The organism is Methylobacterium platani, from assembly GCF_001653715.1.
Taxonomy (GTDB): domain Bacteria; phylum Pseudomonadota; class Alphaproteobacteria; order Rhizobiales; family Beijerinckiaceae; genus Methylobacterium; species Methylobacterium platani.
The window spans coordinates 37,037-61,759 of record NZ_LWHQ01000027.1; the positions used below are offsets into that span (position 1 = coordinate 37,037).

Consider the following 24,723-nt stretch of genomic DNA (forward strand, 5'->3'; position numbering starts at 1 on the left):
GCCGTCCCGTGCTAGGATCGGGACGGCTTATCCGAAGGTGTGAGACGAGCGTGACCGCCGCGACCCGCAAACCCAAACCTGCTCCGGTACAGCCGACGCGGCAGCCCGCGAAAGCGTATGACGACGATTTCTACGGCTGGACGATAGAGCAGGCCGCGGCTTTGCGCGCCGGCCACCTCTCGGCCCTCGACCGTGACAACCTGGCCGAGGAGATCGAGAGCTTGGGCCGCTCGGAGCTGAGCAGTCTCGTCAGTGCCTGGCGGGTCGTGCTGCTGCACATGCTGAAATTCGATCATCAGCCCGAGCGGCGCTCCCGAAGCTGGGCTCTCTCGATTCGCGATCAGCGCGATCAGGCAGCCGATGTTCTCGCCGACAGCCCTGGCTTGAAGCGCCGCCTGGACGAAGCGATGGCCCGCGCCTATCGCGGTGCCCGCCTCGACGCTTCGCGGGAGACCGGCCTGCCGCTGCGGACGTTCCCGGAGGAATGTCCCTACACGCGCGACGAGATGCTGACGCGCGACTTCCCCATCGACCCCAAACCCTGAAACGGCGTCCCGTGCTCAAGACCCGCATCATCCCCTGCCTCGACGTCAAGGACGGCCGCGTCGTCAAGGGCGTGCAGTTCCTCGAATTGCGCGACGCCGGCGATCCGGTCGAGGCCGCCAAGGCCTACGACCGCGCAGGCGCCGACGAGCTCTGCTTCCTCGACATCACGGCGAGCCACGAGGACCGCGGCATCCTGCTCGACGCGGTCAGCCGCACCGCGGAGGCCTGCTTCATGCCGCTCACCGTCGGCGGTGGGGTGCGCAAGGTCGAGGACATCCGCACCCTCCTGCTCGCCGGGGCCGACAAGGTCTCGATCAACACAGCGGCAGTGAACGACCCGGACCTGGTGGCGCGGGCGGCGGAGAAATTCGGCGCGCAGTGCATCGTCGTGGCGATCGACGCCAAGCGCGTCTCAGGAGCCGGCGAGCCCGGCCGCTGGGAGATCTTCACCCATGGCGGCCGCAAGCCCACCGGCATCGACGCGATCGACTTCGCCCGCCTCGTGGCCGGGAAGGGCGCCGGGGAATTGCTGGTCACCTCGATGGACCGGGACGGGATGCGTTCCGGCTACGATCTCGGCCTGACCCGGGCGATCACCGACGCGGTGACCGTGCCGGTGATCGCCTCGGGCGGCGTCGGGGGCCTCGACGACCTCGTAGCGGGCGTGCGCGACGGGGGCGCGAGCGCGGTGCTCGCCGCCTCGATCTTCCATTTCGGCCAGCACACCGTGGCGGAAGCCAAGGCCCACATGGCGGCGGCGGGGCTGGCGATGCGGCTCGACCCGACACCCTGACTTCCTCGGCAATCACCGCGGGACATGCTGCGGGTTGCCGCTTGACCGCTCGGCACCCCCGGCCCCAGGGTTCCCCCGGACAACAACGGCCGCCGCATGACCTCCTTCACCCTCGCCGACCTCGACCGCATCGTCCGCGAGCGCGCCGCCGCCTCGCCGGAGGAATCCTACACGGCGAAGCTCGTCGCGGGCGGACCGGCGCGGCCGGCCAAGAAGCTCGGCGAGGAGGCGGTCGAGGCCGCCATCGCGGCGGTGCAGGGCGACCGCGATGGGCTGACGGCGGAGGCCGCGGACGTGCTCTACCACCTGCTCGTGGTGCTCAGGACCGCCGAGGTGCCGCTCGACGCGGTGATGGCGGAGCTGGAGCGGCGCACGGCCCAGAGCGGCATCGCCGAGAAGGCGGCGAGGAGGCCGGCATGAATGATGGCGGCCTGACCGGAACCGGCCCGGCTCCGACCCTCGGCGCGGCGGAGCTGGCGGCGAGCCTCGACGAGGCGACCGACCACCTCTCGCCCTACCGGGTCTTCTCCCGCGAGGAATGGGCGCACCTGCGCGCCGACACGCCGCTCACCCTCACGGCCGAGGACGTGATGCGGCTGCAATCGCTCAACGACCCGATCTCGCTCGAGGAGGTCATCGCGATCTACCTGCCGCTGTCGCGGCTGCTCTCGCTCTACGTCGCGGCGACGCAGGGGCTGTTCAAGGCGACCCAGCGCTTCCTCCTCGCCGAGCGCGAGGTGAAGGTGCCCTACATCATCGGGGTCGCCGGCTCGGTCGCGGTCGGCAAGTCGACCACCGCCCGGGTGCTGAAGGCCCTGCTCGCCCGCTGGCCCAACACCCCGAAGGTCGACCTCGTCACCACCGACGGGTTCCTGTTCCCCAATGCCGAGCTGAACCGCCTCGGCCTCATGGAGCGCAAGGGCTTTCCCGAGAGCTACGACACCCCGACGCTGCTGCGCTTCCTCGCCGACATCAAGGCCGGCAAGCGCCACGTCGCGGCGCCGCTCTATTCCCACCTCGTCTACGACGTGGTGCCGGGGGAGACCACGGTGGTCGACCGGCCCGACATCCTGATCGTCGAGGGGCTGAACGTGCTCCAGCCGGCACGCCTGCCGCGGGACGGCACGGCGATTCCCTTCGTCTCGGACTTCTTCGACTTCTCGGTCTACCTCGACGCGCACGAGGACGACCTGCACCGCTGGTACGTCAACCGCTTCCTGCGCCTGCGCCACACCGCCTTCCGCGACCCGCTCTCGTACTTCCGCAAATACGCGGAGATCAGCGAGGAGGAGGCGCTGACCATCGCCGACGGGCTGTGGAACCGCATCAACCTGCTGAACCTGCGCGACAACATCGTCCCGACGCGCCAGCGCGCCAGCCTGATCCTCGCCAAGGGCGCGAGCCACCGCATCGAGAGCGTGGCGCTGCGGAGGTTGTAGCTGCGCCGTTTGACTGTCCTCCCGTCCGCGGCCAGCATGCGGAAAAACCGGGAGGAACCACCATGAGACGAGCCCTTCGGCGCGCCGGCCTGGCGCTGGCCGCGACCCTGTGCGCGGGCGCGGCACAGGCGCAAGTGTCCGACGACGTGGTCAAGATCGGCGTCCTGTCGGACATGAGCGCCGCCCAGGCCGACAGTACCGGCCCCGGCTCGGTGACGGCGGCCCGGATGGCGGCGGAGGATTTCGGCGGCACGGTGCTGGGCAAGCGCATCGAGGTCGTCTCCGCCGACCACCAGAACAAGCCGGATGTCGGCTCGAACATCGTCCGCCAGTGGCTCGAATTGCAGCAGGTCGACGTGGTGGCCGACGTGCCGACCTCGTCGGTGGCGCTCGCGGTCCAGAACCTCACCCGCGAGCGCGATCGCCTGTTCCTGAACTCCTCGGCCGGCTCCTCCGACCTGTCCGGCCCGGCCTGCTCGCCGAACGCGATCCACTGGACCTACGACACCTACTCGCTCGCCAACGGCACCGCCGGCCCGCTCGTCCAGCAGGGCGCGAGTTCCTGGTACTTCGTCACCGCCGATTACGCCTTCGGCCACGCGCTCGAGCGCGACACCGGCCAGGCGGTGACCCGCGCCGGCGGCACGGTGATCGGCTCTGTGCGCCACCCGATGGGCATGGCGGACTTCTCCTCGGCGCTCCTCCAGGCGCAGGCCTCGGGCGCCAAGGTGATCGCGCTTGCCGATCCCGTCGGCGACACCGCGACGGCGGCCAAGCAGGCGGGCGAGTTCGGCATCCAGCAGCAGGGCCAGAAGCTCGTCGGCCTCCTGATCGACGTGGTCGACCTGCGGGCGATCGGCCTCGAGACCGCCCAGGGCATGCTGCTCACCACCAGCTTCTACTGGGACCGCGACGACGAGACCCGCGCCTTCGCCCAGCGCTTCCTCAAGCGCCACGGCCGGATGCCGACCCAGTTCCAGGCCGGCGTCTATTCGAGCGTCTCGAACTACCTGAAGGCGGTGCAGGCCGCCGGGACCGATGCGGCGAAGGCGGTGATCGCCAAGATGCGCGAGACCCCGGTCAACGACTTCTACGCCAAGAACGGCCGGGTGCGCGAGGACGGCCGCATGGTCCACGACATGTACCTGATGCAGGTGAAGGCGCCGGCCGAATCGAAGGGCGAGTGGGACCTGCTGAAGCTCGTCTCGACCATTCCCGGCGACCGGGCGTTCCGGCCGATCGAGGCGGGGAACTGCCCGTATCTCGCCAAGCCTGAGCCGGGCAAGCCTGAACCGGGCAAGGCCGGCTGACGGGCGGACAAGGAAACGCCCACGCCAAGTTCGATGGTGGAGGTGAACGGCGTGGGCGCAGGCCTCGTCTCGAGCCAGTCCGCCAAGACTAAGCCGATCGGCCGCATCCGCTATCACCCATTTGGGGGAGGCCGCCTCCGTTCGGGCAGGATGCGTCCCGCCGGGTAGCCCCCCGGCGGGGCGATCCTCATGCCTCGTCCTCGCTCAGCGGATACGCCGCCTCGACCACGTAGGGCCCGCCGCCGACCGATTCCCGCGCCGAGTAGAGGGCCACGCGCTCGGCGGTGAACGACACGCGCGAAAAAACCGGCTGCACCGCGAGGTACTGCGCCACCCCGTCCGGGCCGGCGCCGCGCTTGAGCCGCGCCAGCGTGACGTGGGGGGTGAAGCGGCGCGTGTCGGGGGCGACGCCGAGCTGGCGCAGGATGCGCTCGTGCTCGGCCTGGAGTTCGGCGAGGTCGGGATCCGGCACCACGCGGGCGTAGAGTGCGTGCGGCTTGTCGCCGCCGAACACCTCGAGCGCGTCGAGGGTCAGCGTCAGGGGAGGGCGGGGCCGGATCCCCGCGAGCGCCTCGGTGATCTCCTCGGCGAGGCCGCCGTCGACGTCGCCGATGAAGCGCAGGGTCACGTGGTAATCGGCGGGCTCGACCCAGCGGGCGCCGGGCAGGCCGCCCCGGAAGGCGCTCAGGCCGAGCCCGGTCCCGGGCGGGAGCTCGATCCCGGTGAACAGGCGCGGCATGGCTCACGGACCCTTGCGCAGGCGCGTCAGGAACTCCTCGACGCGGGGCAGGATGCCGGCGACGATCGTCGCGACCCCGTCCTTCGTCGGGTGCAGGCCGTCGGGCAGCGTCAGGCTGCGGTCGCCCGCGACGCCGTCGAGGAAGAACGGGTAGAGGATCAGGCCGTAGCGCTCGGCCAGCCGCGGATAGATCGCGTCGAAGCGCTTGCCGTAATCGGTGCCGAGATTCGGTGCCGCCCGCATCCCGGCGAGCAGGACCGGGATGCCGCGGGCCTTCAGCCTGGCGACGATCGCGTCGAGCGCCTTCTCGGTCACCGCCGGGTCGGTGCCGCGCAGCATGTCGTTGGCGCCGAGCTCCAGGATCACCCCGTCGGTCCCGTCCGGCACCGACCAGTCGACCCGGTCGAGCCCGCCCGTCGCGGTGTCGCCGGAGACGCCCGCATTGGCGACCGTCACGGCATGGCCGCGCGCCTTGAGGGCGGCTTCGAGCTGCAGCGGGAAGGCGGCCGCCGCCGGCAGGCCGTAGCCCGCCGTCAGGCTGTCGCCGAGGGCGACGAGGTTGAGGGGGCGATCCTTCCCGGGCTCCTTCGAGCCCTGGGCGTGGAGCGGCGTCACGAGCGTCATCAGCAGCGAAACGATCAGAAATGCGAGCGCCGCGCGGCGGCCATCATGGCGAACCATCGATGCGCGGCCCATATCGGGCCGGCGGGCCGCCTGTCCTGCGTAGGTCCGTCCCAACACGTCACCTCCGGCGGCGGCCCTTCGCGGTCGCCGCGCTACAGATCGGCTTTCCCTGCATGACCGACAAGGCCACCGGACCGGCGATCGCGCTCGACGGCGTCGATCTCAGCCTCGGCCGCGGCGCCGCCCGGGTCCACATCCTGAAGGGCATCTCGCTCGCCGTCGCGCCCGGCGAGGCGGTCGGCCTCGTCGGTCCCTCGGGCTCGGGCAAGTCGACCCTGCTGATGACCATGGCCGGGCTGGAGCGGCCGGATTCGGGCCGGGTGGTGATCGAGGGCACGGATCTGGCCGGCCTCGACGAGGACGCCCTGGCGCGCTTCCGCGGTCGGCGCATCGGCATCGTGTTCCAGTCCTTCCACCTCGTGCCGACGATGACGGCGCTCGAGAACGTCGCGCTCCCGCTCGAACTGGCGGATGCGCCGGATGCCCATGCGCGGGCGGCGCGGGAGCTGGAAGCGGTCGGCCTCGGCCACCGCCTGCACCATTACCCGGCCCAGCTGTCGGGCGGCGAGCAGCAGCGCGTGGCCATCGCCCGGGCGGTGGTGCCCGAGCCCGCGATCCTCGTCGCCGACGAGCCGACCGGCAACCTCGACGAGGCGACCGGCGCGCAGATCGTCGAGCTGCTCTTCGCGCTCAAGCGCGACCGCGGCGCCACCCTGGTCCTCGTCACCCACGATCCCGGGCTCGCCCGCCTGTGCGACCGCACGGTGCGTCTGCGCTCCGGGCTGATCGACGCGGCGGTGAGCGCGTAACCCCATGCATGGCAGCCTTCCCGACCTCGCCGCCTCCGGTCCGGGCCGTCCCTCCTGCCTGCCGCTGACCCTGCGCCTGGCCCTGCGCGAACTGCGCGGGGGCCTGCGCGGCTTCACGGTGCTGCTCGCCTGCATCGCCATCGGGGTCGCCACCATCGCGGGCGTCGCCTCGCTGTCGCGCTCGCTCTCCGACGGGCTCGCCCGCGAGGGACGGCGGATCCTCGGCGGCGACGTCACCTTCGGGCTGATCCACCGCGAGGCGAGCCCGCAGGAGCGGGCCTTCCTGGATTCGCGCGGCCGCGTCTCGGTGGTGGGCTTCACCCGCGCCATGGCCTCGGCCGGGGACAAGGGCGCCGCTCTCGTCGAGCTGAAGGCGGTCGGGCCCGATTACCCGGTGGTCGGCGCGCTGGCGACCGAGCCGGCGATGCCCCCCGCCGGGATCTTCGCCGCCCGCGACGGCGTCTACGGCGCCGCCGCCGACCCGGCGCTGCTCGCCCGCCTCGACCTCAAGCTCGGCGACCGGCTCACCGTCGGCGGCGCCGAAATCGTGCTGCGCACGGTGCTGGCCGCTGAGCCGGACAAGATCGCCGGCGGCATCGGCTTCGGGCCCCGCCTGATGGTGTCGCTCGACGCGCTCAAGGCCTCGGGCCTCGTCCAGCCCGGCAGCCTCAACAAGTTCGTCTACCGGGTGACCCTGCCGGAGGGCGACGACGCCGCGGTCGAGACGACCGTGAGCGCGGCGAAGGCGGCCCTGCCGGAGGCCGGCTGGGAGATCCGCTCGCGGCTCAACGCCGATCCGCGCTTCGCCCGCAGCATCGAGCGCTTCACCCAGTTCCTCACCCTGGTCGGCCTGACCGCGCTCCTCGTCGGCGGCGTCGGCGTCGCCAACGCGGTGCGGGCCTTCGTCGAGCGCAAGCGCGCCTCGATCGCGACCCTGAAGAGCCTCGGCGCACCGGGCCGCCAGGTGGTCGGGATCTACCTGACGCAGGTCATGCTGATCGCCGGGATCGGCATCGCGGCCGGCCTCGTCGTCGGCGCCGTCATCCCCTTCGCGCTGGATGCCGCCTTCGGCGCCCTGCTGCCGCTGCCGCTCGATCCGACGCTCGCGCCCGGCGAACTCGCGGTCGCGGCGCTCTACGGCGCGCTGACGGCCCTCGCCTTCGCGATCGGGCCGCTCGGCCGCGCCCACGACGTCGCGGTCTCGGGGCTGTTTCGCGACACCGTCGATCCCGACCGGCGCTGGCCGCGGCCGCGCTACCTCGCGATTCTCGGCTTCGCTCTCGCCGGCCTCGTCGGGCTGGCGCTCGCCACCGCCTACGACCGGGCCGTGGCGCTGATCTTCATCGCGGCGGCGGGCCTCGCCTTCGGGCTCCTGCGCCTCGTCGCCGCCGGGCTGATGGCGCTCGCCCGCCGGCTGCCGCGCCCGGCCCGGGCCGCCCCGCGGCTGGCGCTCGCCAACCTCCACCGCCCGGGGGCGCTGACGCCCTCGATCGTGCTGTCGCTCGGCCTCGGCATCACGCTGCTCGTCACCTTGAGCCTGATCGACGCCAACATCACCCGGACGCTGACCCGCTCGCTGCCGGCACGCGCGCCGAGCCTGTTCTTCCTCGACATCCCGAGCCGCGATTCGGAGGCCTTCGACCAGTTCCTCGGCCGCGCCGCGCCGCGGGCCAAGATCGAGCGGGTGCCGATGATGCGCGGGCGGATCACCGCGCTCAACGGCGTGCCGGCGGGTAGGATCAAGGCCGGCGAGGACGCCGCCTGGGTGCTCGACGGCGACCGCGGCATCACCTACGCCGAGGACCTGCCGGACGGCTCGACGATCACGTCCGGCCGGTGGTGGAAGGGCGAGGAGGCGGGCAAGCCGCTCGTCTCCTTCGACGACCAGCTCGCCCGCAGCCTGAACCTCAAGGTCGGCGACACCGTCACCGTCAACGTGCTCGGGCGCAGCCTCACCGTCCGAATCGCCAACCTGCGCCACGTCGAGTGGCGCAACCTCGGCATCAACTTCGTGATGGTGTTCTCCCCCGGCACTTTCCGGGGCGCGCCGCACAGCGACCTCGCCACCCTGACCCTGCCGGAGGGGCCGGATCCCGCCCTCGAGGCCCGCATCCTGCGCGATGCGGCCAAGGAATTCCCCTCGGTGAGCAGCGTGCGGGTGAAGGACGCCCTCGACGCGGTCAACGACCTCGTGGCCAAGCTCGTCTTCGCGATCCGCGGCGCCAGCGCGGTGGCGGTGGCGACGAGCCTGTTCGTGCTGGCCGGCGCGCTCGCCGCCGGCCACCGCGCCCGGCTCTACGACGCCGTGGTGCTCAAGACGCTCGGCGCCACGCGGGCGCGGCTGCTCTGCGCCTACACGATGGAGTACGGCGCGCTCGGCCTCGCCACGGCCCTGTTCGGCCTCGCCGCCGGGACCCTGGCCGGCTGGGTGATCCTCACGAAGGTCATGCGTCTCGACTTCGCCCTCGACCTCTCGGGGGCGGTGCTCGCGGCGGTCCTGGCGGTGGTGGTGGCGATCGTGCTCGGGCTCGCCGGGACCTGGCGCATCCTCAGCCAGAAGCCGGCGCAGTACCTACGAAATCTGTAGGAGTGTTAATCCTTCGCACCGCCTGCGGCGGATTGACCTTGGGTTCGGCCGGATTCCGATCGACGTCGGATCCGCCAACGCCCTTGTGCGCGCTCGCCGCACCCCACATATTCCGGTCAAGGCGACTGGCCCCGCGAGGGACCGGATGCCGATCCGACGCGCAAGCGTCCGAGGGTCGCGTGAGAACCTCGCACCAGGAACATCCACGCTAGAGAGCTTCCGAAGGAATCTCCCATGGCATTCGAGAACAGCCCGTTCCGGCAGGGGAACGCGAGCGGCTACGGGGGGCCCACGGGCTACGCCCAGAGCCAGGTGCAGGTCGACCAGGGCCTGCGCGCGTTCATGCTCGGCGTCTACAACAACATGGTCATCGGCCTCGGCATCTCCGGGCTGGTGGCGATCGGCATCAACAAGCTCGCGGTGGCGACCTCGCAGGCCGACGCGGTGGCGCGGATCGGCTCGATCCCGCTTACCCCGATCGGTAAAGCGCTCTACGGCTCGCCGCTGATGTGGGTGATCGCGCTCGCGCCGCTCGCCTTCATCTTCCTGTTCTCGTTCCGGATGGACCGGATGTCGGCCGCGTCGGCCCGCACCACCTTCTTCGCCTTCGCGGCGGTGATGGGTGCGTCGCTCTCGACGCTGCTCATCCGCTACACCGGCGCGAGCGTGGTCCAGGTGTTCTTCATCACGGCGGCGGCCTTCGGCGGCTTGAGCCTCTACGGCTACACGACGACCCGGAGCCTGTCGGGCATCGGCTCGTTCCTGGTGATGGGCCTGATCGGCCTCGTCATCGCCAGCCTGGTGAACATCTTCCTGGCCTCGAGCGCCCTGCAATTCGCGATCTCGGTCATCGGCGTGCTGATCTTCGCCGGCCTGACCGCGTACGACACGCAGAAGCTCAAGGAGATGTACGTCTACGGCAACTTCGACGGCGAGACCGCCGCCAAGGTGTCGGTGATCGGCGCCCTGACGCTGTACCTGGACTTCATCAACATGTTCCAGTTCCTGCTCTCGCTGATGGGCAACCGGAACAACTGAGCCGGATCGGGGCGCTGCGCAGCCCCGGCCTCCGCGACCCGAAGCCCCGGCCCGCAAGGCCGGGGCTTTTCTTTTGCGAGGCTGAGGGCGGCGCGTGATGCGGGTTGACGGCGACACATTGCTGACTTAAGTCAGACATATGCCGATCGACGCCATCAGCCGCATCCGCCGCTTCAACCGGGCCGTGACCGCCGCGGTCGGGGCCCTCGACACCTCGTTCCTCGGCCGCGGCCGGCCCCTCGGGGCGGCGCGGGTGCTCAACGCCATCGGGCACGGGCGGGGCGACGTCGCCACCTTGCGCGACTATCTCGGGCTCGATTCCGGGCTGACGAGCCGGCTCCTGCGCGGCCTGGAGGAGGAGGGGCTGGTCGTCACGCTGCCCCATCCCTCCGATGCCCGCCGCCGCGTCGCCGCCCTGACCGAGGCCGGCCGGAAGGAGTTCTCCGCCTACGAGGCCCTGTCGAACGGGCAGGCCGCGGACCTGATGGCGCGCTTTCCCCGCGGCGACGATCTCCTGCGCGCGATGGACCTCGTCGCGACCGCGTTCGGCCGCGAGGGAATCGCCATCGAGGAGGCCGATCCGCGCTCCGACGCGGCCGTGCACTGCCTGACGGAGTACTACGCCGAGCTCGGGCGGCGGCTCTCGACCGGCTTCGACGTCGCGCTCTCCCGCGATCCGGAGGCCGCCGACATGATGCGGCCGCGCGGTGCCTTCCTGGTCGCCGTGTCGGACGGGCTGCCGGTCGGCTGCGTCGGCCTCAAGGGCAAGGGCGGCGAGGTCGCCGAGATCAAGCGGCTCTGGGTCTGCCCCTCCGCCCGCGGCCTCGGCCTCGCCCGCCGGCTGATGGAGGCGGCGGAGGCCGCCGCGCGCGACCTCGGGATCACGACCCTGCGCCTCGATTCGAACAGCGCCCTCACCGAGGCCCTGCAGCTCTACCGCCGCACCGGCTGGATCGAGATCGAGCGCTTCAACGACGACCCCTATCCGGATTTCTTCTTCGAGAAGCGGATGTGAAGGCGCGTCTCACCCCCGCGCCCCGCGCAGGATCAGCCGGCTGCCCCTGACCTCGTAGGAGGCCAGCCGCTCCAGGAAACTCATCCCGAGCAGGTTGACGCTCAGCGCCCCCGGGCGGGTGACCAGGGCGGCGACGCGGGTCTCGGTGATCGGACCGACCGCGACGGTATCGAGCACCACCGGCGCCGCGGCGGTGCGGCCGTTGGCGGTCTGCACCTGGACCCGGTAGGCGGCCGGCCCCGGATGGATGCCCAGCGCCGCGGCGGTCTCGGCGGTGAGCACCACCGCGGAGGCGCCGGTATCGAAGGCGAAGGACTGCCCGCGGCCGTTGACCTTGGCCTGCACGGTGAAGCCACCGTCGATGCGCCGGGCGATCACCACCTCCTCGCCGCGGCCGGGCACCGGCTGGCCCGGATTCATCTCGGCCAGCGCCCGGAACGCCATGTCCCGCGCCTGGTCGCGGTAGGTGTAGAGGACGGCGCCCCCGGCCCCGACCGCGCCCCAGACCGCGAGCGCGAACAGCCCCTCGCCGAAGCCGGCGCGGAAGCGGTGGCCGACGCCGTTCAGCACCAGCAGGAGGGCGGCGCCGGCGCCGGCGAGGCCTGCCGCCTCCTCGGGCCGCAGGCCCGCGACCTCGCGCGCGCCGAGCTGTCCCAGCGCGGAGGCGCAGGCGAGGAGCAGGAGCCCGATGCCGACGGCGCCCGGCACCGGTCAGGCGACCGCGGGAGCCGGGCCGGGCTCCGGCAGGGCCCCGGCTTCGAGGGCGGCGAGGCGTGCCGGCAGGCCCGCCATGATCCGCAGCCGCTCGGCCTCGGGCAGTCCGCCCCAGGCGGCGATCTCGCTGCCGGTGCGGCCGCAGCCTTCGCACAGGCCGGAGACCGGATCGAGGACGCAGAGACGGATGCAGGGCGAGGAGGGGGTCGGCGACGAGGCGGGCATCAGGCGGGAATCGCGATCACGAGGGCGAGGAGGGCGGCGATCTCGGCCATCTGCTGGCTCGCCCCGATCACGTCGCCGGTCTGGCCGCCGACGAGGCGGGCGGCCATCCGGGTCAGCGTCCAGGCGGCGACGAACGCCGTGAGCGCGGCCAGCGTCAGGCCCAGCCAGGGCAGGCCGAGGAGGACGGCGATCGCCAGCACGGCGAGGCAGAGCGCCCAGGCGGTGGCGTGGGTTGCCCCCGTCGGCCGCCCGACCGCGTGGGCGGCGCCGTCCGGGCGCGCGGGAGGCAGGCGGCAGAGCGGCCACAGCGCCGCGGTGCGCGAGAGCGCCGCGGCGGCGAGGAGCGCCAGGGCGACGCGCCAGCCGATCCGGTCGGCGAGCGTCGCCAGCGCGCCGATGCGCAGAGCGTAGGACAGGACCAGGGCGGCGGCCCCGTAGGCGCCGATGCGGCTGTCGCGCATGATCTCGAGGCGCCGGGCCGGCGTCAGGCCGCCCCCGAACCCGTCGGCGACGTCGGCGAGGCCGTCCTCGTGCAGCGCCCCGGTGACCAGGGTGGCAAAGGCGAGCGCCAGGGTGGCGGCGAGGAAGGGCCCGAGCCCGAGGGCGAGGGCGGCGGCGAGCGCGACGGCGCCCGGCAGGCCGATCACCAAGCCGGCGAGCGGCAGCATCCGCGGCACGATGCGGAAGTCGGGCGCGGCGTGCCGGTCGGTCTCGCCCGGCAGCGCCGGCACCGGCAGGCGGCTGTAGAAGCGCAGGCAGGCGGCGAGGTCGGCGAGCGGCGGCCAGGGGCCGGAGGAGGGCGGGGGCGGCTCGAACGCATCGTCGGCCCGATCCTCCGCCCGGCCGGGTTCGGCGCTCCTGTCCGTCGCCATCACGCAACCCATCCCGACGCCGTCGACCCCCGTTGCGACCCGCGCGCGCGGATTCGCCCCGACACGGCATTTTGCTGTATCTGCACGCCTCACGATAGCCCCGCCTCCAGGGTTGCCCCCGCAGGACACGCTCGCCATGGCCGATACACCGACCCCCGGGATCCCGACCGACGCCGCCCCGTTCGACGACATCCGCCGCCTGATCGCCACCATGCCGGGGCCGGACGAGGCCGCCGCCGCCGAGGTCTCGGCCCGGGATTCGCTCCTGACCAAGCCCCCCGGCAGCCTCGGGCGGCTCGAATTCCTCGCCGCCTGGATGGCGGCCTGGCAGGGCAAGGCGCCGCCGAGCCTCGACCGGCCGCTGGTCTGCGTCTTCGCCGGCAGCCACGGCGTCGCGGCGCGGGGCGTCTCGGCCTACCCCTCGGCGGTCAATCGCCAGATGCTCGACAACTTCGCCGCCGGCGGCGCGGCGATCAACCAGATCTGCGCCGCCTACGGCCTCGGCTTCAAGGTGTTCGATCTCGCCCTCGACATGCCGACCGGCGACATCACGACCGAGCCGGCGATGACCCAGAAGGCCTGCGTCGCCACCATGGCGTTCGGCATGGAGGCGGTGGCGGCGGGCACCGACGGGCTCGCGGTCGGCGAGATGGGCATCGGCAACACCACGGTGGCGGCGGCGATCTACGCCGCCCTCTACGGCGGCGAGCCGGCGCGGTGGGTCGGCCGCGGCACCGGCATCGACGAGGCCGGCCATGCCCGCAAGGTCGCGGCGGTGGAGGCGGCACTCGCGCGCCACCAGGGCCATCTCGACGATCCGCTGGCGGTGATGGCCCGCTTGGGGGGCCGCGAGATCGCCGCGATGGCCGGCGCGATCCTGGCGGCGCGGCTGCAGCGGGTGCCGGTGGTGATCGACGGCTACGTCTCGACCGCCGCGGCGGCGCTCCTCCACGCCCTCGATCCCCGCGCCCTCGACCATTGCCTCGCCGGCCACGTCTCGGCCGAGGGCGACCACGCCGCGGTGCTGGAGCGTCTCGGCCTGCGCCCGCTCCTCGACCTCGGGCTTCGCCTCGGCGAGGGCAGCGGCGCGGCGCTCGCGCTCGGCGTCGTCAAGGCGGCGGTGGCCTGCCACCGCGAGATGGCGACCTTCGACCAGGCGGGGGTGTCGGGGCCGGTGGCGTGACGGTCAGGCCGGGCGCGCCAGCGCCTTGCGCACCCGCCCGACCAGGGCCCAGAGCCGCGGATCGCGCTTGATCCGCCGCTTCAGGCGCGCGCCCGCCGCGGAGGCGGCGCCGAAGGCCCGGCCGCGCAGGGTCACCGGCAGCACCGCGTCGACGAGGGCGATGGTCTCGTCGCAGACGCTCGCCTTGTAGCGCGCCTCGCCGACCCCGAGATCGAGGGCGGTGCGGCCGCGCCGGGCCTGGTCGCGGATCAGCGCCTGCAGCAGCAGGTCGCCGGGGCTGAAGCGGGCGAGCGCCGGATCGGGATCGAACGAGGTCAGCATGCCGCTGAAGCGGCGCGCGTCGACGGCGCCGACGAAGGTCGCGAGGATGCGCCCGCCCTCGGTGGACAGGCAGTGCAGCTCGAGGGCGCCGGCCCGGGCTGCCGCGCGGAGGAAGCCGCGCGCCGCCGGATCGGCGAAGGGATCGGCGATGCCCCCTTGCGCGAAGCGCACCGCCTTCTGGGCGAGGTAGGCCGCCAGGATCGCCTCGCCCCCGGCCTCGTCCGCCGCGACGCGGTGCGCGACCGGGCCGTGCGCCGCGACCAGCCACTTCTCCTTCTGGCGCAGCTTGCGCCGGGCGTCGCCGCTCAGCACGCGCTTGAGCACCGCCTCCGGGTCGGCCTCGAGCGCCAGCCCGTAGGCGTCGCTCGGCGAGGCGGTACCGGCTTGCGCCAGCGGGTTGCCCACCCCGTTCCAGACCCGCGGCTGGTCCGGCAGGTGGATCACGTCGATCCCGGCCCGCATGCCCGCGCGCCGCAAGCCCAGGCGATAGGCCTCGCCCGGGAGGGCGGCGGCCTCCGGGCCGGCGAAGACCGGCATGTGGTAGTTCGCGTGCCGGCCGCCGATCACCCGGGCGACCCGGATGCCGGCCTCGCGCCCGACCGCCAGGGGCAGGAGCGCCAGGGGGCGCCCGGCGGCGTCGCGCAGGAGCACCGGGCAGGGGCGGGCGCCCAGCGGCAGGGCGGCGGCGCAGGCCGCCACCCAGTCGAAGCGCTGGTAGGGCGTCATCACCACGCCGGGCGCGGATTCGAGGGCGCGCCAGACGCTTTCCGCGGCCGCGAGGCTCGGGAAGATTTCGGGCACCAGGGCGTCGGCCGGGCCTGCCTCGGCCATCGCGCCGTCCGCCGCGAGTCGCATCGTCCCGCTCATCGCCCCGCTCCCGCCCATTCCCGTGCCGGGATAGCGGCCAAGCGTGCAGAATCCGCAAACGGCGTAACGAAGCTTTGGCCGATCGCGGCGATCCTCCGGTCATGCTCGCGACCGACGCCCGCCACCGCCTGTTCCATGCCGGCTTCGCCGCCATCGCGGCCACGGGGGCCGATCGCTGGCTCGCGCCGCTCGCCCGCGGGTGCGGGGTGATCCTGACCTTCCACCACGTCCGGCCGGACGCCCCCCCGCCGGGCGCCTACGCGCCGAACCGGCTGCTGTCGATCACCCCGGCCTTCCTCGACCGCACGCTCGCGGCGCTCCGGGCGCGGGGCTTCTCCGTCGTGCCGCTCTCCGAGCTGCCGCGGCGGCTCGGCGCGGGCGGACCGCCCTTCGCGGTGCTGACCTTCGACGACGGCTACCGCGACAACCTGGAACACGCCGTCCCGGTGCTGCGCCGCCACGGTGCGCCCTGGACGCTCTACGTCACCCACGACTTCGCCACCGGCACCGGCCGGCTGTGGTGGATCGAGCTCGAGCGGGCGATCGGCGCCCTCGACCGGGTGCGGCTGCCGGAGGTCGGGCTCGACCTTCCCGCCCGCGGCGCGGCGCGGAAATCCGCGGCCTTCGCGCAGGCCTACCGTGCCCTTCGGGCCGGGCCGGAAGAGGTCTTGCGCGCGGCGATCCTGCGGCTCTGCGCCGAGGCCGGGATCGATGCGGGGGGAATCGCCGCCGAGCTGTGCCTGTCGGGCCCAGAGCTGCGCGACCTCGCCCGGGACGAGGCGGTGACGCTCGCCGCCCACACCCTGACCCACCCGATGCTCGCCAAGCACGACGCCGCCACGGCCCGGCGCGAGATCGTCGAGGGCCGGGCGCGGCTCGCCGCGCTCCTCGGCTGCGTGCCGGAGCACCTGTCCTACCCGGTCGGCGATCCGGGCTCGGCGGGCAAGCGGGATTTCGCCCTCGCCCGCGAGGCCGGCTACCGCACCGGCGTGACGACGCGGCCCGGCCACCTGTTCCCGGGACACGCCGACCACCTGCACGCCCTGCCGCGGGTCTCGGTCAACGGCTGCTTCCAGACCGACGCGGCTCTCGACGCGCTCCTGTCGGGCGTGCCGTTCCTGGCCTGGAACCGATTCCGGCGGTTCAATGTCGAGTAAGGGAGGGTGACCCCTTGGGGTTAAGATCCAATCAAGAGAGCGCGCTGCTTGCAGTTCATTACATAATATCAAAATATCGGATTTTCAGAAGCGTTATAAATAAGGATTTACAGACAAATTTTTGTTTTTTGATTATCATGTCTGAATGGTCGAAGCATTTAATTGATCAATTAGAGCAAATCGCGATCACACTTGAATTGGACGCTTATATAGGTCGTTGATTTTTTTCCAAATTTATCCGAATAACTCGTATTAAATTTGTCAAAAACGCTCTAACTGGTTGAAAATCCTGTTACGCAGGCAGTTAGTGTGCGCTCGGTCAGTGACACACAAAAGTGTTAAAACTGCCAAATATACAATTTCCATTCATTGCATCAGATAATAGTATCCCGATTGTTTTGATACGGTAACCTTCGGAGTGTATCATGAAGGCGGATCACATGGTATTCATCAATATTGGATGAATGAAAGATTACGCTGGTCCATCGGCAAGCGACATGCCAGTAGTGGCCGCGGCTATCTCAATGACGGCAACATAGGGCTTGAGGTTCTTAACTTGGCTCCTTTTGATGGCGAAGTCTATGGCTACGTCCCTCGTTCCGCTCGTATCAACCTTAAGAACCTGGGCGGTTCGTCATCCGACGAGTCCGTAACTCCGGTCACAGTCATCTGGATTGCTCGAAATCCCAGCGACAAGAAGACATATGTCGTCGGATGGTACAAGAGTGCTGCTATATTTAAAAATAACAATCATATAAAATTAAAACGCAGTAAGGGATTCGATGTTAGCTATCAGATCGAGGCTCCAGCGGACGAAGCAGTTCTACTGCCCATCGACCAGCGTTTGTTTAAAATTCCGACTTCGAAGAAAGAGGGCAATTTGGGACAGAGCCCAGTGTGGTATGGCGGAAAAGACGAGTTCCGCGCATTGGTAGCTGCATATGTCGCTGCGGATGGTGTGTTCGCGGAGGAACCGAAGGCCGGAACCAAGGGGGCCAAGCACCAAACTGACCCAGAGTTGCGGCAGCGGATTGAGCTTGCTGCGATTCGACATGCCACCGCCTACTATCGATCAAAAGCAGGAGGCTCACAGGCCGTCCGCTCCGTCGAGAAGGATGGCATCGGATGGGATTTGAACGTTACGGCTCCCACCGGTGCGGTACTGAAGGTCGAGGTGAAGGGGTTGAGCGGACGGGACCTTGTGGTCGAGCTAACACCAAACGAATTTGCAAAAATGAGGAGCACTGAACACCGGGCACAGTATATCATCTACGTGGTCACAGAGGCTCTGACGTCCGATGCCCGCAGCCACGTTTTCAGGCACAATGCGGAGGCCAGCAAGGGCAGCGATCTCGTATGGGCAACAGCTGATGGTCGGCAGCTTGAGATCAAGCAGATCGTCGCAGCAAGGCTCTCGGCACGCTACGAAACAACCACTTGAAATCCATGCCAGAAGATCCGCCTCAGGGTGGGAGGAAGGGGTCTGCCTCCCACCCTCGGCAGCCTTTCTCAAGTTCAAGCCGCCAGATTATTGACCTTAGGGTATCCTCCGACGAAGTGGATACCTGTTCGTCGAAGACAATGCGGCAAAATCAAAGTTCTAGCAGGCTGCTGAAAAAGAGTCGTTCCGGTCTGGTGCGTAGTTCGGCGCTGTTTGGTTTGGCGGGCTTCGCCTTGCGCTGGCGTCGCGGTGGCTCGTAGCGCCGGGCTTGCCCGATGCGCTGAAGCAGGGTTCAGCCGAGTGTCGCAAGAGGCGCTGGTGTTTTTGTGTCAGGCTGTCGCTCCCGTTCCGAGGAGTTTTGGCAGCCGCGCGAGGTTGAAGGCTGCGGCTGTGACGGTGAAGGCCATGTCGATCCGCTCACGCCCTCGGACCCGGAAGCGGCCGATCAGGCCGATCTCCTTGCTCCAGCCGAAGCTTTCCTCGATCCGCTTGCGGATGGTCTGGCTGATCGCATAGCCGGGCTGGCGTGTCGTGCGGCCGTCGATCGCGGAGCGGCGTCCCGCCGTGTTGCAGGCGACGTGCGGCGTCACCGCCATGGCGCGCAGTTCGTTCACGAAATCCGCGGCGTCGTCACCTTTGTCGGCACCCTGGGTGATGCGGGTGAGACGGTTGGCCTGGGATTGCCCCGTTGCTGTGGACGGCTGTGGGGCTTGGCTGAGCAGGATCTTGGTTGCGGGTTTTGGGCTGTGCTCCTGTTCGTAGACGAGGGGTGAGCGGTAGCCCAGGGCGGAGTGTCGCCGCACGGGGTTGTAGAAGCCTTCGAGGTAGCTGAAGAGGGCCATGCGGGCCTCTGGCCGGGAGTGGAAGCGCCGGCGGGCGAGCAATTCGCATTCCAGGGTCGAGAAGAAGCTCTCGGCCATGGCGTTGTCGTAGGCATCACCGACCGAGCCCATCGAGGGCCGCACACCGGCTTCGCGGCAGCGGCTGCCGAAGGCCAACGATGTATATTGCGAGCCCTGATCCGAGTGATGGATCACGTTTTGCGGTTTTCTCTGGCCGACAGCCAACTCAATTGCGTCCAGAACCAATTCAGTTCGCAGGTGATCCGCCATCGACCAGCCGACGATACGGCGGCTGAATGCGTCGAGAACGATAGCCAGGTAGAGGAACCCTGCACGCATCGGGATATAGGTGATGTCCGCGGCCCACAGCCGGTCGGATTCATCGGCGGCAAAGCTACGATTGAACCGCTCCGGGTTCCTCGGAGGCTTTTTGTCTTGGGTCATGCAGCCAGGGCTTGGTCGCCGACGTTGGCTGGCCAGGGCGCACACCCTGGTCACGCTCAGACTGACGCACCCAGTTCCTCAGTGTCTCGCCCGAGCAGCCGATCTTGATCTCGTCTTCGCCGAGGCTGTAGCGTCCCTGGGAGCATGCGTCCGCGTCCCCACGACGACGATTGCCATCTCGGGTGATCGCGGGCGTTGCAAACAGCAGGGCGTGCCGCCGATTGGCCGGCCTGATGCGGCCGACCCGGCCGGATCACCCGGGCGCATCGATGTCGTGAACCGCCGCGTCCGACCCGACGCGGCTTCTCGGCCTCCTCGTCGCTCGCGTCCGGAAGACGGCACGATCCGGACCTTCGCCGCGGCGACGCTTGCGGTCGGCCGTGCCTCGCTTCACATCTGCGCTCCCAGTTCGGCCGACAGGCGCTCGGCGGCGTCCCGGAGCCTCGGCGCCAGGAGACCGGCCCGCTCGATGCCGAGGCGCGAGGACGGGCCGGACAGCGCGAGGGCTCCGATCAGCCGGCGCCCGGCACCGAAGATCGGCATCGCCATGGAGGCGACGTGGGGATCGGTGATCCCCGAGGTGTAGAGCGGCAGCTCGGGCGTCGCTGCCGGATCCACCCGATCGCCGAAGGTTGCCAGCACCTGGGCGATGGCCGACTGGTCCATCGGCCGCATGTCGCCCGGACGCACGTTCATCCGCAGCGGGTAGGGCGAATCAGCCCGGAACAGGCACAGCCGCTGGTTGCCGCGGCGAATGTAGAACGAGGCCGTCTCCATCGACTCGGCGGCCAGGCGCTCCAGCACCGGGACCACCCGTTCTTCCAGTGCGAAGGATTGCTGGTAGACCGAGCCGATCCGCGCCGCCTCGACGCCGAGGCGGTAGCGCCCGTCGTCCAGCCGCTCGATCAGGCCGAACTTCTCGAGCGAGATGCACAGCCGCATGATGGTGCTCTTCACGAGTTCCGTGCGCCGGGCGAGCTCCGTCAGTTCGAGCGCGTCGTCGCCGCGCTGAAACGCGGTCAGGACGGTCAGCACCCGCTCGGCCGAGGCGACGCCTTCGAGCTTGGGTCTCGGTCGGGCCTCTTTCGGCATTCGTTTCACGCTCACGGGTCTTGCGGGCTTCGCGGTCGCTTCCCTTAGCGGCGCCGCGCGCCGCCGCCAAACCACCCGCTCGGTCGCTCACCCCCTGCGGCATTCGTGCAGCATCCGGCACGCTTGACCCGCGCCGGCGACGCCGATACTCAAAATGAAACACCGTTGCAAAAAACGGCTGGGAGCAAGCGTCATGACACGGGCGGGACCGGCGCAGCCGGCATTCACACCATCGGCCTCGGTCGACGAGCAGGCGCTGCATCGCAAGATGATGTGGCGCATCCTGCCGTTCCTGTTCGTCTGCTACGTGGTCAGCTACCTCGACCGCGTGAATGTCGGCTTCGCCGCGCTGACGATGAACAAGGATATCGGCCTCACGGCGACCGCCTTCGGCGTCGGCGCCGGCCTGTTCTTCTTCGGCTATTTCATCGCCGAGATCCCCAGCAACCTGATCATGATGCGCGTCGGGGCGCGGATCTGGATCGCCCGGATCATGATCACCTGGGGCCTGGTCTCGGCGGCGACCGCCTTCGTCACCGGCCCGGTGCAGTTCGGCATCGCGCGCTTCCTGCTCGGCCTCGGCGAGGCCGGCTTCGTCCCCGGCGTGTTCCTGTACCTGAGCCTGTGGTTTCCCTCCGCGGTGCGGGCGCGGGCGACCGCCCTGTTCCTGCTCGGGATCCCGGTCGCCAACATCGTCGGCTCGCCGATCTCCGGCGCGCTGATCCAGCTCGAAGGGTTCGGCCTCAAGGGCTGGCAGTGGCTGCTGATCCTCGAGGCGGTGCCGGCGGTGGCTCTCGGCATCGCCTGCCTGTTCGTCCTGACCGACCGGCCCGAGAAGGCGGCCTGGCTGTCGGCGCCCGAGCGCGACGCTCTCGTCGCCAAGCTCGCGGCCGAGAAGGCGGTAATCGAGCAGAAGCACAAGATGACGCTGGCCCAGGCGCTCCGGAACTGGCGCGTCCTGATGCTGGCCTGCGTCAATTTCTGCGCCATCGTCGGATCCCTCGGCATCGGCCTGTGGCTGCCGCAGATCATCAAGCAATTGGGCCTCGCCACGTCGCTCGTCGGGGTGGTGACGGCGATCCCCTACATCTGCGGCGCGGTCGCCATGGTGGTGTGGGGCCGGATGTCGGATCACGGCAGCGACCGGACGATCTACCCGGCGATCTCGCTCTTCGTCGGCGCGGCGGCCCTGGTGGCGAGCGCCGTCACGCCGACGCCGGTCCTCACCATCGCGGCGCTCTGCGTGGCGGTGATGGGCATCAACTCCTTCGTCGCCACCTTCTGGGCGGTGCCGTCGAGCTTCCTCACCGGGCGGGCGGCCGCCGGCGGGATCGCCATGATCGTCTCGATCGGCAATCTCGGGGGCTTTGCCGGGCCGTACATGATCGGTCTCGTGCGCGACCTCTCGGGCGGGTTCACCGCGCCGCTCTTAGCGGTCGGCGCCTGCCTGCTGGTCGGGGCGCTGCTGATGCTTGCCTTCGGCCGCCAGGTCCGCCGGGCGGACACCCCCGTCGCGGTCGCGGCCTGACGTCATGATCCCGCGCCTCGCCTCCCTTCCTGAGACGGCGCCGCTCCACGCGGCCTTCTGCGCCGAATTGCGGGCGCGGGGCTTTGCCGGCGATCTCTCCCTGTCGCCGGCCGATCGCACCGTGCTGGCGACCGACAACTCGATCTACCAGCTTACCCCGAAAGCCGTCGCCTTCCCGCGCGACCGCGACGACCTCGTGCGGATCGCCCGGCTGCTCGCCGAGGATCGTTTCGCCGAGATGCGGATCGCGCCCCGGGGTGGGGGCACCGGCACCAACGGCCAGTCCCTCACCGACGGGCTGGTGGTCGACCTGTCGCGGCACATGAACCGGATCCTGGCGATCGATCCGGTTGCCCGTACGGTCCGGGTCGAGGCCGGCGTGGTGAAGGACCAGCTCAACGCGGCGCTGAAAGTCCACGGGCTGTTCTTCGCCCCCGAGCTCTCGACCTCGAACCGCGCCACGATCGGCGGCATGATCTCGACCGATGCGTGCGGCCAGGGCTCGTGCCTCTACGGCAAGACCCGCGACCACGTGCGGGCGCTGACCACGATCCTCTCCGACGGGACGGTCTGGGAGTCCGAACCCCTCGACGCGGCCGGGCTCGCGGCGGTGCAGGCACGGGGCGACCGGGCCGGCGCCATCCACCGCGAGATCGACCGAATCCAGCGCGAGAACGCGCCGCTCATCGCCGAGCGGTTCCCGCCGCTGAACCGCTGTCTTACCGGCTACGACCTCGCCCACATCCGGCGCGCCGACGGGCGCTTCGACCTCAACGCGGTCCTGTGCGGCTCGGAGGGCACCCTCGGCTTCCTCGCCGAGGCGACGCTCAAAGTCCTGCCGCTGCCGAGCCACGCGGCCCTGGTCGTTCTGCGTTACGGCAGTTTCGACGCGGCGCTCCGCGATGCGCGGGCGCTGAGCCGTCTCACGCCGACCTCGATCGAGACCGTCGATTCGACGGTGCTGGCGCTCGCCCAGGGCGATCCGGTCTGGGACGGCGTCGCCGCCTTCTTCCCCGAGGATGCGGGCGAGCGGGCCCGCGGCGTCAACCTCGTCGAGTTCGTCGGCGACGGCGAAGAGGCGGTCGCGGGACAGCTTGCCCGCCTGACGGCCCTGCTCGACGCGGCCGGCCACGCGGCGGGGCGGCGCGGCTACACGATCGCGCGGGCTGAGGCCGAGATCGGCCGGATCTGGACCATGCGCAAGAAGGCGGTCGGCCTTCTCGGCAACCGGACCGGCGAGGCGCGCCCGATCGCCTTCGTGGAGGACACGGCAGTCCCGCCGGAAAACCTCGCCGATTTCATCGCCGCGTTCCGGGCCGTCCTCGACCGTCACGGCCTCGAGTACGGCATGTTCGGCCACGTCGATGCCGGCGTGCTCCACGTCCGGCCGGCGATCGACATGAAGGCACCGGGCGCCGAAAACCTGGTGCGTGCGGTGACCGAGGAGGTCGTCGCGCTGACGCAAGCCTATGGCGGCCTCCTCTGGGGCGAGCACGGCAAGGGCGTGCGCTCCGAGTTCTCGCCGCTTGTGTTCGGCCCGCTCTACCCGGCCCTCCAGGCGGTGAAGGCCGCCTTCGACCCGAGGAACCAGTTCAACCCCGGCAAGATCGCGGCACCCGACGGCGGCGCGCTCCTCACCATCGACGGCGTGCCGACCAAGGGCAGCCACGACCGGGCCATCCCGGCGGAGGTGCGGGCCGCTTACGACGAAGCTCTGCACTGCAACGGCAACGGCGCCTGCTTCACCTACGATCCGGACGAGGCGATGTGCCCGTCCTGGAAGGGCACGCGCGAGCGCCGGCACTCGCCCAAGGGCCGCGCCCAGCTGATGCGCGAGTGGCTGCGCCGGCTGGCGGTGCAAGGGGTCGACCCGCTGGCGGAAGCCCGCGCGTCGCGGACCCGCTCCGGCTGGCTCACCTTCCCGGCCCGCCTCGCCGCGAGCCTACGCCGGCGCGACGACGACTTCTCGCACGAGGTCCACGAGGCGATGGCCGGGTGCCTTGCCTGCAAGTCCTGCACCGGACAATGCCCGATCAAGGTCGACGTCCCGACCTTCCGGGCGAAGTTCCTGGAACTCTATCACGGCCGCTACCTGCGGCCGCTGCGCCACCACGCGGTCGCGGCCCTGGAGCCCCTGGCCCCCTGGCTCGCGAAGGCCCCGCGTCTCGTCAATGCCGCGACGCGGCTCGGGGCGGGGAGGGCGGTGGGCCTCGTCCACGCGCCGAAACTGTCCGGGATCGATCTCGGACGGGAGATAGCGCGCCGCGGCGTGGTCCTGGCCGACGCGGAGGCCCTGGCGCGGCTCTCGCCGGCCGAGCGGCTGGCGAGTGTCGTCGTGGTGCAGGACGCCTTCACCAGCCACTACGATACGCCGGTGCTGCTGGCCCTCCTCGACCTGCTGATCGGCTTAGGCGTCCGGCCCTGGCTCGCGCCCTTCCGGCCCAACGGCAAGCCGTTGCACGTCCACGGTTTCCTCAGGGAGTTCGCGCGGGTCGCCGCCGCGAACGCCGCCGACCTCGACCGGATCGCCGCGACCGGCGTGGCGCTTGTCGGCCTCGACCCGTCGATGACGCTGACCTACCGCTCCGAGTACCGCCAGGCCTTGGCCGGCCGCGACCTGCCGCAGATCCATCTCGTCCAGGAATGGCTCGCCGGGCGCCTCGACGCCCGCGCGACCGACCCCGACGGGGAGCCCTACTGGCTGCTGGCGCACTGCACCGAGCGGGCGACGGCGCAAGCCGCCGTGGCGGCCTGGGCGACGGTTTTTCGGGCCTTCGGCCTCCCTCTCGCGGTCCTGCCCGCGGGCTGCTGCGGCATGGCCGGCACCTACGGTCACGAGGCCGAGAACCGGGCGGCCTCCGAGCGCATCTACGGCCTCAGCTGGGCGAAGCCCGTGGCGGACAAGGGCCGGACCGGCCGTCTCCTCGCCGACGGCTATTCCTGCCGCTCGCAAGCCAAGATCGTCGACGGCGTGCGGCTGCCGCACCCGGTCGAGATCCTGCGCGACCACCTCGCCACGAAGATCCCCGCGCCCCGCCTCACGGCGGCGGTGCACTGACCCCGACATCACAGGAGTT

At 70.6% G+C, this 24,723-nt stretch carries 21 protein-coding genes and 2 pseudogenes; 14 read left to right on the forward strand and 9 right to left on the reverse strand.

Annotation, left to right across the window (positions count from 1 at the left end; genetic code table 11):
* Positions 1-50 precede the first annotated feature (50 nt).
* The 5 genes from A5481_RS14880 to A5481_RS14900 all read left to right on the forward strand — a co-directional run bounded on the left by A5481_RS14880 (position 51) and on the right by A5481_RS14900 (position 4,088).
* Positions 51-545 (forward strand): DUF29 domain-containing protein, encoded by a 495-nt coding sequence (locus tag A5481_RS14880; RefSeq protein ID WP_048432740.1) that lies wholly within the window; start codon positions 51-53, stop codon positions 543-545.
* A gap of 11 nt (positions 546-556) precedes the next feature.
* Positions 557-1,339 (forward strand): imidazole glycerol phosphate synthase subunit HisF, encoded by a 783-nt coding sequence (gene hisF, locus A5481_RS14885; protein WP_048432741.1) that lies wholly within the window; start codon positions 557-559, stop codon positions 1,337-1,339.
* 96 nt (positions 1,340-1,435) lie between these two features.
* The gene (locus tag A5481_RS14890; RefSeq protein ID WP_048432742.1) at positions 1,436-1,759 is read left to right on the forward strand and encodes a phosphoribosyl-ATP diphosphatase; all 324 of its coding nucleotides are present in this window, start codon (positions 1,436-1,438) and stop codon (positions 1,757-1,759) included.
* Positions 1,756-2,778 carry a type I pantothenate kinase gene (gene coaA / locus A5481_RS14895; protein WP_048432743.1) on the forward strand — a complete coding sequence of 341 codons (1,023 nt, stop codon included), beginning with the start codon at positions 1,756-1,758 and terminating at the stop codon, positions 2,776-2,778. The genes A5481_RS14890 and coaA overlap by 4 nt, the downstream gene beginning before the upstream one ends.
* 62 nt (positions 2,779-2,840) lie before the next feature.
* A complete protein-coding gene (locus A5481_RS14900) occupies positions 2,841-4,088 on the forward strand; it encodes an ABC transporter substrate-binding protein (protein WP_048432744.1) in 1,248 nt (415 codons plus the stop codon).
* Between the two features lie 187 nt (positions 4,089-4,275).
* On the opposite strand, the gene thpR is transcribed toward A5481_RS14900, so the two are convergent.
* Positions 4,276-4,827, reverse strand: coding sequence for an RNA 2',3'-cyclic phosphodiesterase (gene thpR / locus A5481_RS14905; protein WP_048432745.1), 552 nt, complete (start codon positions 4,825-4,827; stop codon positions 4,276-4,278).
* A 3-nt stretch (positions 4,828-4,830) separates the two neighbouring features.
* Positions 4,831-5,451 carry an arylesterase gene (locus A5481_RS14910; RefSeq protein WP_048432808.1) on the reverse strand — a complete coding sequence of 207 codons (621 nt, stop codon included), beginning with the start codon at positions 5,449-5,451 and terminating at the stop codon, positions 4,831-4,833.
* A gap of 173 nt (positions 5,452-5,624) precedes the next feature.
* On the opposite strand from A5481_RS14910, the gene A5481_RS14915 reads away from it, so the two are divergent.
* From A5481_RS14915 to A5481_RS14930, 4 genes are all read left to right on the forward strand, one after another.
* The gene (locus tag A5481_RS14915; RefSeq protein ID WP_048432746.1) at positions 5,625-6,320 is read left to right on the forward strand and encodes an ABC transporter ATP-binding protein; all 696 of its coding nucleotides are present in this window, start codon (positions 5,625-5,627) and stop codon (positions 6,318-6,320) included.
* A gap of 4 nt (positions 6,321-6,324) precedes the next feature.
* Positions 6,325-8,907 carry an ABC transporter permease gene (locus tag A5481_RS14920; RefSeq protein WP_048432747.1) on the forward strand — a complete coding sequence of 861 codons (2,583 nt, stop codon included), beginning with the start codon at positions 6,325-6,327 and terminating at the stop codon, positions 8,905-8,907.
* 234 nt (positions 8,908-9,141) lie between these two features.
* Positions 9,142-9,945 carry a Bax inhibitor-1/YccA family protein gene (locus A5481_RS14925; RefSeq protein ID WP_048432748.1) on the forward strand — a complete coding sequence of 268 codons (804 nt, stop codon included), beginning with the start codon at positions 9,142-9,144 and terminating at the stop codon, positions 9,943-9,945.
* Between the two features lie 139 nt (positions 9,946-10,084).
* Positions 10,085-10,960: a helix-turn-helix domain-containing GNAT family N-acetyltransferase gene (locus tag A5481_RS14930; RefSeq protein WP_048432749.1), complete on the forward strand. Its 876-nt coding sequence runs from the start codon at positions 10,085-10,087 to the stop codon at positions 10,958-10,960.
* A gap of 9 nt (positions 10,961-10,969) precedes the next feature.
* Here A5481_RS14930 and A5481_RS14935 read toward each other — a convergent pair whose 3' ends face one another.
* Genes A5481_RS14935 through cobS form a run of 3 tightly spaced genes read right to left on the reverse strand, consistent with a single transcriptional unit; the run spans position 10,970 to position 12,771 of the window.
* Entirely contained in the window at positions 10,970-11,668 is a 699-nt protein-coding gene (locus A5481_RS14935) for a retropepsin-like aspartic protease family protein (protein ID WP_053082283.1), read from the reverse strand.
* 3 nt (positions 11,669-11,671) lie between these two features.
* A complete protein-coding gene (locus A5481_RS14940) occupies positions 11,672-11,899 on the reverse strand; it encodes a DUF1289 domain-containing protein (protein ID WP_048432750.1) in 228 nt (75 codons plus the stop codon).
* Positions 11,899-12,771: an adenosylcobinamide-GDP ribazoletransferase gene (gene cobS / locus A5481_RS14945; RefSeq protein WP_048432751.1), complete on the reverse strand. Its 873-nt coding sequence runs from the start codon at positions 12,769-12,771 to the stop codon at positions 11,899-11,901. The genes A5481_RS14940 and cobS overlap by 1 nt, the downstream gene beginning before the upstream one ends.
* Before the next feature lie 136 nt (positions 12,772-12,907).
* Between cobS and cobT the strand changes: the two genes are divergently transcribed.
* Positions 12,908-13,954, forward strand: a complete 1,047-nt coding sequence (gene cobT, locus A5481_RS14950; RefSeq protein WP_048432752.1) for a nicotinate-nucleotide--dimethylbenzimidazole phosphoribosyltransferase — start codon at positions 12,908-12,910, stop codon at positions 13,952-13,954.
* 3 nt (positions 13,955-13,957) lie between these two features.
* Here the strand turns inward: cobT and A5481_RS14955 are convergent, their stop codons facing one another.
* Positions 13,958-15,142 (reverse strand): GNAT family N-acetyltransferase, encoded by a 1,185-nt coding sequence (locus A5481_RS14955; RefSeq protein ID WP_082172995.1) that lies wholly within the window; start codon positions 15,140-15,142, stop codon positions 13,958-13,960.
* Positions 15,143-15,243: 101 nt separating this feature from the next.
* Here A5481_RS14955 and A5481_RS14960 point away from each other — a divergent pair, with 101 nt between their 5' ends.
* Together A5481_RS14960 and A5481_RS32450 are read left to right on the forward strand one after the other, a co-directional pair.
* Complete coding sequence (locus A5481_RS14960; protein WP_048432811.1) at positions 15,244-16,299, forward strand: polysaccharide deacetylase family protein; 1,056 nt, start codon at positions 15,244-15,246, stop codon at positions 16,297-16,299.
* Positions 16,300-16,717: 418 nt separating this feature from the next.
* Positions 16,718-17,740, forward strand: a complete 1,023-nt coding sequence (locus A5481_RS32450; protein WP_156311761.1) for a protein NO VEIN domain-containing protein — start codon at positions 16,718-16,720, stop codon at positions 17,738-17,740.
* A gap of 329 nt (positions 17,741-18,069) precedes the next feature.
* Here A5481_RS32450 and A5481_RS35240 read toward each other — a convergent pair.
* From A5481_RS35240 to A5481_RS14970, 3 genes and pseudogenes are all read right to left on the reverse strand, one after another.
* Positions 18,070-18,423: pseudogene (locus A5481_RS35240) on the reverse strand (transposase); the annotation flags it as partial.
* A 63-nt stretch (positions 18,424-18,486) separates the two neighbouring features.
* Positions 18,487-19,050, reverse strand: a pseudogene (locus tag A5481_RS35245) (IS3 family transposase); the annotation flags it as partial.
* 366 nt (positions 19,051-19,416) lie between these two features.
* Positions 19,417-20,118, reverse strand: a complete 702-nt coding sequence (locus tag A5481_RS14970; protein ID WP_048432753.1) for an IclR family transcriptional regulator — start codon at positions 20,116-20,118, stop codon at positions 19,417-19,419.
* A gap of 193 nt (positions 20,119-20,311) precedes the next feature.
* Here A5481_RS14970 and A5481_RS14975 point away from each other — a divergent pair, with 193 nt between their 5' ends.
* Both A5481_RS14975 and ydiJ read left to right on the forward strand, forming a co-directional pair.
* Entirely contained in the window at positions 20,312-21,646 is a 1,335-nt protein-coding gene (locus A5481_RS14975; RefSeq protein ID WP_048432754.1) for an MFS transporter, read from the forward strand.
* 4 nt (positions 21,647-21,650) lie between these two features.
* Positions 21,651-24,704 carry a D-2-hydroxyglutarate dehydrogenase YdiJ gene (gene ydiJ, locus A5481_RS14980; protein ID WP_048432755.1) on the forward strand — a complete coding sequence of 1,018 codons (3,054 nt, stop codon included), beginning with the start codon at positions 21,651-21,653 and terminating at the stop codon, positions 24,702-24,704.
* Positions 24,705-24,723 lie beyond the last annotated feature (19 nt).

Bases quoted from the DNA above. Each gene is read 5' to 3' on its own strand.
- A5481_RS14890 (WP_048432742.1), top strand. From the start codon at position 1,436: ATGACCTCCTTCACCCTCGCCGACCTCGACCGCATCGTCCGCGAGCGC.
- coaA (WP_048432743.1), top strand. From the start codon at position 1,756: ATGAATGATGGCGGCCTGACCGGAACCGGCCCGGCTCCGACCCTCGGC.
- A5481_RS14900 (WP_048432744.1), top strand. From the start codon at position 2,841: ATGAGACGAGCCCTTCGGCGCGCCGGCCTGGCGCTGGCCGCGACCCTG.
- thpR (WP_048432745.1), bottom strand. From the start codon at position 4,827: ATGCCGCGCCTGTTCACCGGGATCGAGCTCCCGCCCGGGACCGGGCTC.
- A5481_RS14910 (WP_048432808.1), bottom strand. From the start codon at position 5,451: ATGACGCTCGTGACGCCGCTCCACGCCCAGGGCTCGAAGGAGCCCGGG.
- A5481_RS14915 (WP_048432746.1), top strand. From the start codon at position 5,625: ATGACCGACAAGGCCACCGGACCGGCGATCGCGCTCGACGGCGTCGAT.
- A5481_RS14920 (WP_048432747.1), top strand. From the start codon at position 6,325: ATGCATGGCAGCCTTCCCGACCTCGCCGCCTCCGGTCCGGGCCGTCCC.
- A5481_RS14925 (WP_048432748.1), top strand. From the start codon at position 9,142: ATGGCATTCGAGAACAGCCCGTTCCGGCAGGGGAACGCGAGCGGCTAC.
- A5481_RS14930 (WP_048432749.1), top strand. From the start codon at position 10,085: ATGCCGATCGACGCCATCAGCCGCATCCGCCGCTTCAACCGGGCCGTG.
- A5481_RS14940 (WP_048432750.1), bottom strand. From the start codon at position 11,899: ATGCCCGCCTCGTCGCCGACCCCCTCCTCGCCCTGCATCCGTCTCTGC.
- cobS (WP_048432751.1), bottom strand. From the start codon at position 12,771: ATGGCGACGGACAGGAGCGCCGAACCCGGCCGGGCGGAGGATCGGGCC.
- cobT (WP_048432752.1), top strand. From the start codon at position 12,908: ATGGCCGATACACCGACCCCCGGGATCCCGACCGACGCCGCCCCGTTC.
- A5481_RS14955 (WP_082172995.1), bottom strand. From the start codon at position 15,142: ATGAGCGGGACGATGCGACTCGCGGCGGACGGCGCGATGGCCGAGGCA.
- A5481_RS14960 (WP_048432811.1), top strand. From the start codon at position 15,244: ATGCTCGCGACCGACGCCCGCCACCGCCTGTTCCATGCCGGCTTCGCC.
- A5481_RS14970 (WP_048432753.1), bottom strand. From the start codon at position 20,118: ATGCCGAAAGAGGCCCGACCGAGACCCAAGCTCGAAGGCGTCGCCTCG.
- A5481_RS14975 (WP_048432754.1), top strand. From the start codon at position 20,312: ATGACACGGGCGGGACCGGCGCAGCCGGCATTCACACCATCGGCCTCG.
- ydiJ (WP_048432755.1), top strand. From the start codon at position 21,651: ATGATCCCGCGCCTCGCCTCCCTTCCTGAGACGGCGCCGCTCCACGCG.